We start from the raw sequence: 14,957 nt of genomic DNA on the forward strand, positions 1-14,957 counted from the left end.
AAAATTATAATTTTATTTGAAAACTTTCTCCACATCCACATTTATTCTGAGAATTTTTATGATAAAAATCAAAATAGTTATGAAATTTTTTTTCAATAAAATCAATAGTTATTCCATCTAATATATGAATTTTATCTTTTGAAATAAAAATTGAGATATTATCTTTAATAAAAATTACATCTGTATTAGTATTTTTTATAACATATTTTAGTATATATTTATATCCTGCACATCCTGTTTTTTTTATATCAATTTTAATTCCTATGATATTTTTTTTTATTTTATATATTTGAAATATTTTTTTTAAAGCTTTTTTGGTAATAAAAACACCTATAAATTTTTTTTTTTTAGATTTTAATAAATATTTTTTCATATCAATAAGACTCTTTTTTTTCATTAATTTATTATTGTATAAAGTTTGAATTTAAAAATTTTTTATCTAAAGCAAAATATAAATTTTATATATATCAATATGATAAAATAATTTTTTATTTGAAGATTTATTGATAAATTTTTTCTTTAATTTTTATTTGAATTTCATGCAATAATTTTTTAAGGATAATACCAAAATAATAGAGGTATAATTTTGTGAAATATTATAAAAAAAATCAAGATTTTTTAAAAACTATTATTTTATCTACGTCGATTTTTATTATTATTATAGCAAGTTTTTATGTTATTCGTCCATTTTTACAAAGTTTTTTTTGGGCTAGTATTATTGTTATTTCAACATGGCCGATTTTATTATATATCCAAAATTTTCTTGGAAATAGAAAATACTTATCTATATTTTTTATGGTATTTTTTTTATTATTATCTTTTTTTATTCCTTTTTTTATTATAGTCAGCTCTGTAATAAAAAATAGTTTTTATTTTTTTAGTCATATTAGTTTAGAGAAATTTATATTTCCTAAATTAGATTTTTTACAAAATATTCCTATATTTGGTTTAAAATTTTCATTATATTATAAAAATTTATTGCAAGGGAAATCTGAAAATATTTTTAATTATTTACAACCTTATTTTGGTCAAATAATAGTTTTTTTATTTTATAAGATTAAATTATTAAGTAATCTATTAATAAATTTATTTTTTATATTTGTGTTTACTTGTTTTTTATATTGGAAAGGTGAAAAAATATGTAATATATTTCAAAATTTTTTTTTAAAACTAAATTTTAAATCAAAGTATTCAATATTTTTAATTATTCAAAAATCTATTCGAGCAGTTTTTTTGGGAGTAGTGATTACATCTTTAATTCAAGGTACTTTAGGAGGATTAGCATTAATTATTGTAGGAGTTCCATATATAATTTTTTTTGTAATGATAATTATTTTTTTATCTTTAATGCAATTAGGTTCTTTACCTGTTCTTATTCCTATTGTTTTATGGTTATATTTCAAAAATTGTTTTATGTATGGAACATTTTTATTATTATGGAGTCTTATATTATCTGTTTTAGATAATTTAATTCGATTAATTTTTATTCGATTAGGAATTAATTTACCATTTTTTTTTATTTTTTCTGGTATTATAGGTGGTTTATTAGCATTTGGTATAATTGGTATATTTATAGGTCCAGTTATATTAGATATATTTTATAGAATAATTTTAATTTTTATTAATAAACGTTATTCTTCTAAGAATATTATAAAAGATATTAAATTTATTAAAAAATAATTTTTAATTATTATTTTAAATATTTTTTTATATAGTTTTTTTTAAAATTTATAAATTTTTTAAATATTTATTTTATTTTTTTATATTTATTGAATTTAATTAAAATTATTTGAATTATTTATAGAAAAATAATTACTTTACATTGAATATATTTTATATAAAAAAAAAAAAATAAAAAAATTTAAAAAAATAAATTTTTTATATATATAAAATTTTAAATATAGATATATTTTAAAAAAATTTTATTTATGTTTTCTATATTTTATTAATAAAAATGAATTTGTGAAAAGTTAATTATTATATATAATATAATTATTTTAAATATAATTTATATAAATTATTTATATGAAATAAATATAAATCTTAAATTTTTTTATACAAAAATATTATTTTATCAAACAAAAATAAGTTAAATAAATATAAAATTCTCATAATTATTTTATATTATTTTTTAATATATTAACAGTTTAGAGACAAACATGAAAAAAACAGATGAATTAAGAACAGTTAGAATAGATCCACTTATTACTCCTGCGCATTTATCGGAATGTTATCCTATTACTTCTCAAATTATGGATAATATTATTAAGACAAGAAAAAATATTGCAAATATAATTTCTGGAAAAGATAAGCGTTTATTAGTTATTATTGGTCCTTGTTCATTACATGATCCTTTGGCTACTATGGATTATGCAAATAAATTAAATGATTTAAGAAAAAAATATTCAAGTTCATTAGAAATTATTATGCGTACATATTTTGAAAAACCTCGTACTGTAATTGGGTGGAAAGGATTAATTTCTGATCCCGATATTAATAATACTTTTAAAGTGAACAAAGGATTAACTTTAGCTAGAAAATTATTATTAGAAATTAATAGAATTGGTTTACCTGCTGCAACAGAATTTTTAGATATGGTTGTTGGACAATTTATTAATGATTTAATTAGTTGGGGAGCAATTGGCGCACGTACTACTGAAAGTCAAATTCATCGTGAAATGGCTTCAGCTTTATCTTGTCCAGTTGGATTTAAAAATGGAACTGATGGAAATATATTAATTGCAATAGATGCTATTAGAGCAGCAAAAGTACGTCATATATTTTTAGCTCCAGATAAAAATGGTCATATGACTATTAATCATACTAGCGGAAATTCTCTTTCACATATTATTATGCGAGGAGGAAAAAAACCAAATTATCATTTTCAAGATATTAATTTAGCTGTATCTTATTTAAAAAAATTTCATTTGCCAGAAAAAGTAATGATTGATTTTAGCCATGGAAATTGTTTGAAACAATATAAATTGCAATTAAATGTATGTGAATCAATATGTAAACAATTAAAAGATGGTTCAAAAAATATTTTTGGTGTTATGATAGAAAGTTTTTTAGTAGAAGGATCTCAACCTATTAAAAAAATGCATGAAATGAAATATGGTCAATCTATTACTGATTCTTGTTTAAATTGGGAAGATAGTGTTTTTGTAATAAAAGAATTGTCTAGAGCAGTTTTAAATAATTTATAAAGATATTAAAAATAATTTTTTATATAGATGTTTATATTTCATAAAAAAATTTATTTAATTGCTTGTAGTTAAGGGTTTTCAAAATGCCAGTTATAACTTTTCCTGATGGTTTAAAAAAAAAGTATAAAAATTCAATTTCGATTAATAAAATCTTAGAAAATTGTAAAGATATCTATAAAAAAAAATATATCGCTGGATTTTTAAATAATAAAATTGTAGATTTTAATACTATTGTTACAAAAGATTCAAAGTTATATTTTATTGAAAAAAAAGATAATTTATCTAGACAAATTATTAATAATACATATGTACATTTATTAGGTTATAGCATAAAAACTTTATGGCCAGAAATTAAATTATATAAATTTTTTTCAAATAATAATGAATTTTATTATGATTTTTATAAAAAAAATTCTTTAAAAGAAAAAGATCTATTAATAATTGAAAAAAAAATGCAAGATTTAATAAAAAAAAAATATTATATTTTAAAAAAAGACTTGTATTATAAAGATTTAAATAAAATTTTAAAAGATTTAAATGAAGATTATAAAATTAAAATTTTAAAATTAAATTTTAAAAAAAATAATTATATTAGTTGTTATTTTCATGAAAATCATATTGATTTTATGATAGATATAGAAGCTCCGAAAATAAGTTTTTGTAAATATTTTAAATTAAATAAATTATCTGGTGTATATGTAAATTCAGATAGAAAAAATATAATGATTCAAAGAATTTCTGGAATATCTTTTTTAAATAAAAAAAAATTTTTTTTATATTTTAAAAATTTAAAATTAAAAAAAAATTTTGATCATAGAAAATTAAATTTAAATTTAAATTTATTTCATTTACAAGAAGATGTTCCGGGAATGGTTTTTTGGCATCATAACGGATTATTTATATTTAAAAAATTAAAACATATTATTAGAAAAAAATTAGAAAAATATAATTATCAAGAAGTTAAAACACCTATATTAATGAATAGATTAATATGGAAAAAAAGCGGTCATTTAGAAAATTATAAAAATTTAATGTTTTCAACTTATTCTGATAATAAAGATTATTGCGTTAAACCAATGAATTGTCCTGGTCATATAAAGATTTTTAATCATAAATTAAAATCTTATAGAGATTTGCCAATTCGTATGTCAGAATTTGGAAGTTGTCATCGTCAAGAGCCTTCTGGAGCATTACATGGTTTAATGCGTTTAAGAAATTTTACTCAAGATGATGCGCATATTTTTTGTACTAAATCACAATTAGAAGATGAAATTAATCTTTGTATAAAAATGATTTATGAAATATATAATATTTTTTCTTTTAAAAAAATTATTGTTAAATTATCAACTCGTCCTGATAAAAGAATTGGTGACAATTCTGTATGGGATTATACTGAATCAATATTAAAAAAAGTTTTAGAAAAAAATAATATATCTTTTTCTTATCAAATTGGAGATGGTGCATTTTATGGACCTAAAATTGAATTTGATTTACAGGATTCTTTTAATAGAAAATGGCAATGTGGAACAATTCAATTAGATTTTTATTTACCTAAAAGATTAGGATCATTTTATATTGATCAAAATAATACAAAAAAATTTCCAGTTTTGATTCATCGAGCTGCATTAGGTTCTTTAGAACGTTTTATCGGAATTTTACTTGAAGAATATAAAGGATTTCTTCCAATTTGGTTATCGCCTATACAGGTTAAAATTATAAATATTTCACAACAAAATATTGAATATTGTAAGATTATATTAAATGTTTTAAAGAAAAATAATATTAGATCTGAATTAGACTTAAGAAACAAAAGTTTAGGTTTGAAAATTAGAGAAAGTATTTTGCTTAAAATTCCTTATATCTTAATTTGTGGAGATAAAGAAGAAAAAAATAATACTATTTCTTTTAGAAAAATTCGAAAAAAGCATATTTATAATATGAGTTTATCAGATTTTTTACAAAAAATTTATAAAAAAAATAACAATTTTAAATAAATTTATATGGAGGGATAAAATATTAAAGTCTGGAAAAGAACTTCAAGTATAAGACCACATAGAATAAATAATGAAATTCGTGCTCTAAGAGTACGTTTAACCGGTTTAAAAGGAGAAAAGATAGGAATATTTAATATATATGATGCTTTAAAAAAAGCTAAAAAAGAAGGTTTAGATTTAGTTGAAATTAGCCCATATGCAGAACCTCCTGTATGTAAAATTATGAATTATGGAAAATTTATTTATACTCAAACAAAAGCTTTAAAAGAAAAAAAAAGAAAGCAGAAGGTTATTCATATTAAAGAAATTAAATTTCGACCAAATACAGATGAAGGAGATTACCAAGTTAAATTAAGAAGTTTAAAACGTTTTTTAAAAGATGGTCATAAAGTTAAAATTACTCTTCGATATCGAGGAAGAGAAATGGCTCATCAAAAAATTGGAATAAAGGTATTACATAGAATTAAATTAGATTTAAGTAATTTTTCTTTAGTAGAGTTTTTTCCTTCTAGAATAGAAGGTAGACAAATGATTATGATTTTATCTCCTAAGAAATAGATTTATGAGATAAGATAAATATTAATTTATTTTATATATTTTTAGGTATGCTAATGAAAAAATTAAAAACTTTAAAAAGCGCAGTAAAACGTTTTAAGAAAACCTCTTCTGGTAAATTTAAAAGAAAACAAGCTAATTTAAGACATATTTTAACTAAAAAATCCACTTCTAGAAAAAGAAATTTAAGAATAAAGAAAATTATTTCTAAATCAGATATTAAAGTAGTAAAATCTTTTTTTCCGTATAATTAAAATTAAATATTTTATAACATTTTTCAATAAATTAAGGATTCTAAAATGGCTCGAGTTAAAAGAGGTGTATTCTCTCATGCTCGTCATAAAAAGATTTTAAAAAAAGCAAAAGGATATTATGGTGCGCGATCTAGAGTTTATAGAGTTGCTGTTCAAGCAGTTTTAAAAGCTGGTCAATATTCTTATAGAGATAGACGTCAAAAAAAAAGAATTTTTAGAAAATTATGGATTACTCGTATTAATGCAGCTGCTAGAGAAAATAATTTATCTTATAGTAATTTTATATATGGGTTAAAAAAAGCATCTATTTTTATTAATCGTAAAATATTATCAGATATAGCAGTTTTTGATTCAATATCTTTTAAAAAATTAGTACACACTGCGAATACACATTTACCTCAATAAGAACATGTTTTATATAATATTTTTTATTTGATTTAATATTATAATAATGAATATTGAATTAAATTTAATATAAAATTTAAAAATTTTTTTTTTAAATTTGAATACAACTGATAAGCTTCCTTAAAAGGAAGCTTTTTAGTATATTATGAATTTTTATGGAAATTTTAAGTTATGAGTGATGATAAAAATTATATTCAGGATATTTTATTAAAATTAAAAAAATGTAAGAATAAAAATGATTTAAATATCATACGGTCAAAATATTTAGGTTCTAATGGAATTATTACTAAAAAGTTTAGAACGTTAAAAACATTAGATATAAAAAGTAAAAAAAAAATAAGTATTAAAATAAATAAAATTAAAAAAAAGATTTTAAAATTGTTTTTTTTAAAAAAAAAATCTTTAGAAGAAAAATTAATTCAAAATTTACATAAAAACAATAATATTGATCTGTCTTTATCCAGCAAAGAAGTTAATCTTGGTTCAACACATATTATTACTCATTCTATAAATCGTATAATAAAATTTTTTTCTAAATTAGGTTTTGAAGCATTATATGGTCCAGAAATAGAAAATGATTATTATAATTTTGATGCATTAAACATTAAGAAAAATCATCCATCTAGAGATAGTCATGATACTTTTTGGTTTAATCAAAATATTTTATTAAGAACACAAACTTCTAGTATGCAAATTCGTACTATGGAAATGAGAAAACCTCCTGTGAGAATTATTGTTCCTGGAAAAGTATATAGAAATGATTCTAGCTTAACTCATAGTCCTATGTTTCATCAAGTAGAAGGTTTTATTATAGATAAAAAAGTTAACTTTTCTAATTTAAAATGGATTATGAGTAATTTTTTATTATATTTTCTTAAAGAAAAATGTAAAATTCGTTTTAGAAATTCATATTTTCCTTTTACTACTCCATCTGCAGAAATAGATATTTTTAATCAAATGTCTAAAAAATGGTTAGAAGTGCTTGGATGTGGTATGATTCATCCTTCAGTTTTAAAAAATGTAAACATTGATTCTAAAAAATATATTGGATGTGCTTTTGGAATCGGGATTGAACGCATAATTATGTTAAAATATAATATTTTAAATATTCGTTCATTTTTTAAAAATGATTTAAGATTATTAAAACAATTTAAATAATAGTGAGAACAAATGAAATTTAGTTTATCATGGTTAAAAACATTTTTTAAAAAAGATTTAAAAAATTCCTTGATTTGCAATCAACTAACAGAACTTGGTTTAGAAGTAGAAAATTTACAAAAAAAAAAATATTTTTTTAAAAATTCTTATATTGGAAAAATTATTTCTATATCTAATAAAAATCATCAAAAATTTTTAAAAATTGAATTAAAAAAAAATTTTTTAATTGATGTTTTTACAGAAAAAAAAAATTTTTATGTAGGTATGAAGTTAGCTGTTGGATTAAAGAAAGAATATTCAATAGATTTAGAAAAGTATATTAAAAAAAATAATAACAACAATTCTTTGTCTTGGAAAATATATACGTATTATGATTTTGGAATTTTTGGTAATAAAGATTATATCGTAGAGTTTCCTAAAGATCAAGAAATAGGAATTTTAGTTAAAAAATATTTTAAAAAATATCCAGATGATTTATTAACTTTAAATGTTACTCCTAACAGAAATGATTGTTTAGGAATATTAGGTATAGCAAGAGAATTATCTGTTATTAATAATTTAAAATTAAAAAATAAATTTAAAAAATTGAATAATTTTAATAAAATAGAATATAAAAATAATTTTAAAATTTCTATATCTGATAACAATATTTGTTCTAGTTATTTTATAAAAATTATTAAAAATATAGATTTATCTATAAAGACTCCTTTTTGGATCCAAGAAAGATTAAGAAAATCTCATATTCAGTCTATTAATATTGTTTATGATGTTATTCATTATGTTTCGCTTGAATTTGGTCAATCTATTCATGTTTTTGATTTAGATAAATTTAAAAAAAAAAAAATAAAGATTAGGTTGTCTAATATTAATGACAATATTTTATTTAAAAATAATTCTTTAATTAAAATTTTTAAAGATACATTAGTTTTTGAAAATGATAAAAAAATTATTTCTTTGGGTGGTTTTATTAATTCTCAAGATTTTTTAATAAATAAAAACACAAAAAATATTTATATAGGAACTGGAGTTTTTAAAGATAATTTAATTAATTATATTAAAACAAAATATAATAAATATTATAAATCTTATGATAATCATTATAGACGATGCGAACATAATCTATGTGTTTTTTCTTTAGAGCGTATTTCAAAAATATTATCTAATTTATTTTTTTGTATGAATATATCTAATATTTGTATGATTAAAAATAAAAAAGATATTAAAAAAAAAATATTTTTATCATATAAAAAAATTAATAAAGTCTTAGGTGTTACTATTAATAAATTTATAATTTTAGATATATTAAAAAAATTAGAATATTTAATTTTTGAATCATTACATAGATTAATAGTTATTCCTCCTTTTTTTCGTTCAGATATTATATTTCCAGAAGATGTTATATCTGATATAATACGTTTTTATGGATATCATAAATTACCTAATTTACCTTTAGAATTAAATACAATAGTACCAAAAAAAAATTTAATTTTAAATAAATTATCTCAAATAAAGAAATTTTTATCTAATAGAGGGTATTCTGAAGTTATAAATTATAGTTTTACTGATAAAATTTCTCAGAAATTATTTTTTAAAAATAGAAAACTTATAAAAATAGTTAATCCAATTTCTAAAGATTTAGCTTATATGCGAACATCTTTATTTTCTGGATTATTAAAAAATATAAGTTATAATTTAAATCGTCAACAAGAAAATTTTCGTTTATTTGAAAGTGGATTATGTTTTATTCAAAATAAAAATAAAGAATCTAAAATTGATCAAAATTTATATTTGTCAGGTATTATTAGTGGAAGTAAATATCAAAGAAATTGGTGTAATAAAAAAATAAAATTTAATTTTTATGATTTAAAATATGATATAGAAAAATTTTTATCATATGTTTATAATATAAATAATATTTTTTTTAAAAAATCTTATATAAATGGATTTGATTTAAATATATGCGCAAAAATTTATTTTAAGAATATTAAATTAGGATACATTGGATTATTAAGTTCTTCTATTAATAAATTTTTTAATATTATAAACCATATTTTTGCTTTTGAAATTTTTGTAAAAAGAATTCCTATATTAAAAAATAATTCTATACAAGAATGTTCTTTTTATCCTTATAGTATAAGAGATATTTCAATTATTATCTCTAATTCTATAGCTGCTGCAGATGTTATTCAAGAATGTTATAAAATTTCTTTAAAAAATATTTTTAAAGTTATAATTATTGATATATATCAAGGAAATAAAATTCCTATAAATAAAAAAAGTTTATCTTTAAGAATTTTTTTTCAAAGTATAAAAAAAAATTTTACTTATAATGATATAGAAGTGTTATTTAGAAAATGTATTTATAGAATTCAAGATAAATTTAAAGCAGTATTGCGAGATAATAAATTTGTTTAAAAATATTTATAGTATATCTCTTATTTAAGAGATAATTTTTTATACAATTCATGTATATTTTTTTAAAATATACTTTATATTAATTTTAATTATTATATTTACATTTATAATAAAAGGAATAATCTATGTTAGATTTTTTTCTTTCAATTTATTTTAATTAATCGTTTTATAAATTTTTTTATTTTTTTTATTTATTTTTAATATCATTAAAAAAAATAAAAAATTAATCTGATAAATATTATTTAAAAAATAATTAAATTTATTATAAAAATATTTTTTATTAGAAATATAAAAAATTTATATAGATTAAAATTTTTAAATTTTATTAAAAAATATAATTTTTAATAAAAAAATTTTATATTAAATAGTTTTACTAAGTAAAAATATTTAATGTTTATAATAAAATAATGTATTGCAAATGAATTTCTTTGACTAAAAAATTTAAAAATATTTTATTTTTAAATATTTTTAGTCAAGTTAAAATTATAAAAAATATTATTAGTATAAATAATTAAAAATAGCTATTTTCTGAAAAGTTTTTTTTATCATATATAAAATATTTAATCTATTTTTTTGTATTTTTTTAATTTTATGATTAATTTGAATTTCATTAAAAAATTTTTCTAAAAGATCATGAATATTTATGATTTCTTTAATAGATTTTTTATATTTTTCTTTTTGATTTAAAACATTAATTTTAATATTTATGTGTTGAATTTTTTCAAATAATTTTTTTTCTAAATCGTATTTAAATAATTTAGGATTAATTTTAAATGAATCTGAAAAATTTTTATTTTTTAAAATATTTGTAATTCTTTTATTAATATTTAATATTTTTTTTGCGTATTTTGATTTAAGAAATTTAATAATCATTATAATTTTTTTATTAATTTGTAGTATATTAATTTTTTTTAAGTTAATTATAGATTTAATAATATTTTTAATATTTTTTTCGTTTTTATAAAAATAATAAAATCTATTTATAATAAATAAATTTATTTTATATATAATTTTTTTTATATTCGTTTTAATTTTATATATTAAAATTATTTTTTTTACTAATTTATTTAAATTAAATGAAATTTTATAACAAATTATTATTTTTATAATACTTATAGAAATTCTTCTTAATGCAAATGGATCTTTATCTCCTTTAGGTACTTTACCTATAATAAACATACCTATCAATGTATCTAATTTATCTGTTATAGATAATGCAATACCTATATTTGAAGTAGGTAATTTATCATTTTTGTATTTTGGCAAGTAATATTCTTGTAAAGCTTTGTAGACTTCTTTTTTTTCTTTATTATATTTTGCATAATAAGATCCAATTATTCCTTGTAGATCTGGAAATTCTAATACCATATAGCTAATAATATCACATTTGGATAGAAAAGCTGCTCTCTGAGCATTTTTAATATTAAATAAAATTTTTTTTTGTAATAATAATATTATTTTTTTTAATCTATTTGTTTTATCTTCTAAATTACCTAAATGTTCATGAAATAAAACATTTTTTAGTAGTTTTTTATTATCAGATAATTTATTTTTCATATCTTTTTTAAAAAAGAAATTTATATCTTGTAGTTTAGAAGATATTACTGTTTTATAGCTAGATATAATTTTATTGGATTTTTTAGTTTGTGTATTAATAATACAAATAAATTTAGATTTTAATTTTTTATTTTTTTTAAATAATGGAAAACATTTTAGATGATTTTCAATAATATAAATAATAATTTTTTTAGGTAAAGATAAAAATTTTTTTTTAAAAGATATAATTATTGCAGAAGGCCATTCTACTAAAGCTGTAATTTCTTCTAACAAATATTTATTTATTATAAGAAAGCTTTGATTTTTTTTTGCTAAATTTAAAATATTTTTTTGAATTCTATCTTTTCTAACTTTATAGTCTACAATTATTTTTCCTTTTTCTTTCAAAATAGATGAATAATCTTTAGCATTTGAAATATTTATTTTAGATTTATTTTTAATTAAATAATGACATTGTGTTTGTCTGGTTGGAGTTAAACCAAAAATTTTTTTAGAAATAATTTTTTTATTAATTAACATGATAATATTTCTAATTGGTCGAATAAATTTATATTTTGTATCATTCCATTTCATTAAATGAGGATGTGAACATTTATAAAAAATTTTTTTTGTAATTTTAAATAATTTTTCTGAAAAATCTTTATATTTTTTTTTTTTTTTATATATTAACCATTTTTTTTTACCTTTTTGAAAGATTTGAATATTTTTTTTATTAATATTAAATTTTTTTATCCATGATAATGCTGGTTTTTGTATAATTCCTTTTTCATTAAATGCAATAGAAATAGGAGGACCTTTTTGTATAATATATTCATTTTTTTGATTATATTTAAAATTTTTTATTTGAATAGCTATTCTTCTAGATGTAGCAAACCAGTTTATTTTATTATAAATAATATTTTCGATTTTTAATTTTTGAATAAATTTTTTATAAAAAAATAAAGAAATTTTTTTTAATTTTTTTGCTGGTAGATCTTCTGTATTTATTTCTACTAAAAAAGTTTTTTTTTTCATTTCAAAATTCTCTTTTTTTTTTAAATTTTATTTTTTTTATAAGAAATAGCAATATTTTTCGTAACATTTCTTATTTTAAAAATATAATTTTGTCTTTCTGTTGCAGATATAACTTTTTTTGCATCTAATAAGTTAAAACAATGAATTGCTTGTAATATACATTCATATGCAGGAATTAAAAGAGGTTTATTTAAAGATAATAATCTTTTAGATTCTAGAAAATATAATTTAAAGTTTTTGAATAAAAATTTTTCATTAGATTGATTAAAATTATATTGAGAATGTTCTATTTCATTTTTATAAAATAATTCTTTATAAGAAATTTTTTTTTCTTGATGTTTAGACCAGATTATTTTATAAATATTATCTAATTTTTGTATATGCATGGCTAATCTTTCTAAACCATATGTAATTTCTACTGATATGGGTTCACAATTTATAGATCCAATTTGTTGAAAATATGTAAATTGTGTAATTTCTATTCCATTTAACCATATTTCCCATCCTATTCCAGATGCTCCTAACGTTGGATTTTCCCAATTATCTTCTATAAATTTTATATCATTATTACATAGCTGAATATTTAATTTTAATAAAGATTGTAAATATATTTCTTGAATATTTTCAGGTGCTGGCTTAATAATTACTTGAAATTGATAATAATGTTGTAATCTATTTTTATTTTTTCCACTTCTTCCATCAGTAGGTCGTCTAGAAGCTTGAGTATAGGCATATGATATTGGTTTTTTTTTTAAACATGAAAAAAATGTTTTATGATGAAATGTTCCAGCTCCTATTGGAAGATCTAATGGTTGTATAATTGTACAACCTTGATTTATCCAAAAATTTTTTAAGGATAAAATTATTTCATAAAATGTTTTTTTTTGATTTTTTTTTTGCATAATTTTTGATTTTTTTTAAATTTATATTGATAAATTTATGAATTTTTGTATTTTTTATAAAATTTCATAAGTGTAATTAAAAGTTGAATATTTACATAAAATTTATAAATTTTTAATAAATATATTAATTTTAGATTTTATCTTCTTTAATAAAAATATTATATTAATTATAATATTTAATATATTCAAATTTTTTATTTTTTTATAATTATATAGGATAAATAAATAATGAAATATATTGGATCACATGTTAGTATTTCTAAAGGTATCTTATCTGCTATAGAACATTCTTATAATTTAAAATCTACGGCTATAGGTTTATTTATTAAAAATCCTTTACGATGGAAAATTTCTAATATTACTCAAAAAATGATAAAAGATTTTAAAAAAATATGTAAAAAATACAATTATTTACCTAAGCAAATTTTACCACATAGTGGTTTTTTAATTAATTTAGGACATCCAAATCCAATTTTTTTAAATAAATCTAGAGATTCTTTAATAGAAGAAGTAATAAGATGTCAAGAATTAGGTTTAAAATATTTAAATTTTCATCCAGGTAGTTATTTGAATAAAATTTCAAAAAGAAAATGTTTAGAACTAATTTCTGATTCAATAAATTTTATTTTAAAAAAAACTGAAAAAGTTATTTTAGTTATTGAAAATACTGCAGGACAAGGAACAAATTTAGGTTATAATTTTGATCAATTATCTATAATTATTAATAAAGTAAAAAATAAAGAAAGAATTGGAATTTGTTTAGATACATGTCATTTATTTGCAGCAGGATATGATTTAAGGACTAAAGAAAATTATATTAAAACTTTTAATTCTTTTGATGAAAGAATTGGTTTTAATTATTTAAAAGGTTTACATTTAAATGATTCTAAAAATATTTTAGGAAGTAGAAAAGATCGACATGAAAATTTGGGATTAGGATATATTGGAAAAAATTGTTTTAAATGGATGATGCAAGATTTGAGATTTGAAAACATACCAATAATTTTAGAAACAATTAATAAAAATTTATGGTTAGAAGAAATTTCTTGGTTACAATCTAAAGTTACATTTTAAAATAAAATAGATTTTTTAATTTTTTTTTTTAAATTTTATAAAATAGTTTTATTATATAAAGGAATAAAATATGATTACTATAAATGCTAGTAAAAGAAATTTTTGCGGAACAAAAAATAGTAGAAAATTACGTTTAAAAAATTATTTTCCATCAATTATTTATGGTAAAAAAAAATCATCTATATTAATTCAGTTAAAACAAGATGATATACTTAATTTATTTAATAAAAATACTTTAACAAATGCAAATTTTTTAATTATTATTGAAGATATACAGATTAATGTTAAATTAAAAGAAATACAAAAACATCCGTTTAAAAATAAATTTATTCATATTGATTTTGTAAGAATATAATTTTATTTTTATTAAAAAATTAAACTTTAATATTTTGTTATAATTAATTTAATAATAATTTTTTAAAT

General features: G+C 17.9%; 13 protein-coding genes. 10 read left to right on the forward strand and 3 right to left on the reverse strand.

The window, feature by feature from the left end; all coding sequences use genetic code 11:
- Positions 1–4: 4 nt before the first annotated feature.
- Positions 5–373 (reverse strand): HesB/IscA family protein, encoded by a 369-nt coding sequence (locus AB4W58_RS00470; protein WP_367674136.1) that lies wholly within the window; start codon positions 371–373, stop codon positions 5–7.
- 215 nt (positions 374–588) lie between these two features.
- On the opposite strand from AB4W58_RS00470, the gene ydiK reads away from it, so the two are divergent.
- The 8 genes from ydiK to pheT all read left to right on the forward strand — a co-directional run bounded on the left by ydiK (position 589) and on the right by pheT (position 9,987).
- Positions 589–1,680 (forward strand): AI-2E family transporter YdiK, encoded by a 1,092-nt coding sequence (gene ydiK / locus AB4W58_RS00475; protein WP_367674137.1) that lies wholly within the window; start codon positions 589–591, stop codon positions 1,678–1,680.
- A 479-nt stretch (positions 1,681–2,159) separates the two neighbouring features.
- Entirely contained in the window at positions 2,160–3,206 is a 1,047-nt protein-coding gene (locus tag AB4W58_RS00480) for a 3-deoxy-7-phosphoheptulonate synthase (protein ID WP_367674138.1), read from the forward strand.
- Positions 3,207–3,289: 83 nt separating this feature from the next.
- Positions 3,290–5,200 carry a threonine--tRNA ligase gene (gene thrS / locus AB4W58_RS00485; protein WP_367674139.1) on the forward strand — a complete coding sequence of 637 codons (1,911 nt, stop codon included), beginning with the start codon at positions 3,290–3,292 and terminating at the stop codon, positions 5,198–5,200.
- 21 nt (positions 5,201–5,221) lie between these two features.
- Complete coding sequence (gene infC, locus AB4W58_RS00490; RefSeq protein WP_367674240.1) at positions 5,222–5,758, forward strand: translation initiation factor IF-3; 537 nt, start codon at positions 5,222–5,224, stop codon at positions 5,756–5,758.
- A gap of 53 nt (positions 5,759–5,811) precedes the next feature.
- Positions 5,812–6,009 carry a 50S ribosomal protein L35 gene (rpmI, locus tag AB4W58_RS00495; RefSeq protein ID WP_367674140.1) on the forward strand — a complete coding sequence of 66 codons (198 nt, stop codon included), beginning with the start codon at positions 5,812–5,814 and terminating at the stop codon, positions 6,007–6,009.
- 45 nt (positions 6,010–6,054) lie between these two features.
- The gene (gene rplT / locus AB4W58_RS00500) at positions 6,055–6,414 is read left to right on the forward strand and encodes a 50S ribosomal protein L20 (RefSeq protein ID WP_367674141.1); all 360 of its coding nucleotides are present in this window, start codon (positions 6,055–6,057) and stop codon (positions 6,412–6,414) included.
- 171 nt (positions 6,415–6,585) lie between these two features.
- A complete protein-coding gene (gene pheS / locus AB4W58_RS00505; protein ID WP_367674142.1) occupies positions 6,586–7,572 on the forward strand; it encodes a phenylalanine--tRNA ligase subunit alpha in 987 nt (328 codons plus the stop codon).
- A 12-nt stretch (positions 7,573–7,584) separates the two neighbouring features.
- Positions 7,585–9,987, forward strand: a complete 2,403-nt coding sequence (gene pheT, locus AB4W58_RS00510) for a phenylalanine--tRNA ligase subunit beta (protein WP_367674143.1) — start codon at positions 7,585–7,587, stop codon at positions 9,985–9,987.
- A 498-nt stretch (positions 9,988–10,485) separates the two neighbouring features.
- On the opposite strand, the gene glyS is transcribed toward pheT, so the two are convergent.
- Both glyS and glyQ read right to left on the reverse strand, forming a co-directional pair.
- Positions 10,486–12,558, reverse strand: a complete 2,073-nt coding sequence (glyS, locus tag AB4W58_RS00515; RefSeq protein WP_367674144.1) for a glycine--tRNA ligase subunit beta — start codon at positions 12,556–12,558, stop codon at positions 10,486–10,488.
- 20 nt (positions 12,559–12,578) lie between these two features.
- Positions 12,579–13,460 carry a glycine--tRNA ligase subunit alpha gene (gene glyQ, locus AB4W58_RS00520; RefSeq protein ID WP_367674145.1) on the reverse strand — a complete coding sequence of 294 codons (882 nt, stop codon included), beginning with the start codon at positions 13,458–13,460 and terminating at the stop codon, positions 12,579–12,581.
- A gap of 228 nt (positions 13,461–13,688) precedes the next feature.
- Between glyQ and nfo the strand changes: the two genes are divergently transcribed.
- Both nfo and rplY read left to right on the forward strand, forming a co-directional pair.
- Positions 13,689–14,534 carry a deoxyribonuclease IV gene (gene nfo / locus AB4W58_RS00525; RefSeq protein WP_367674146.1) on the forward strand — a complete coding sequence of 282 codons (846 nt, stop codon included), beginning with the start codon at positions 13,689–13,691 and terminating at the stop codon, positions 14,532–14,534.
- A 70-nt stretch (positions 14,535–14,604) separates the two neighbouring features.
- Positions 14,605–14,889, forward strand: a complete 285-nt coding sequence (rplY, locus tag AB4W58_RS00530; protein ID WP_367674147.1) for a 50S ribosomal protein L25 — start codon at positions 14,605–14,607, stop codon at positions 14,887–14,889.
- Positions 14,890–14,957: the final 68 nt, after the last annotated feature.

It is taken from the genome of Buchnera aphidicola (Chaitophorus sp. 3695), from assembly GCF_964058985.1.
Taxonomy (GTDB): Bacteria; Pseudomonadota; Gammaproteobacteria; order Enterobacterales; family Enterobacteriaceae; genus Buchnera_J; species Buchnera_J aphidicola_BQ.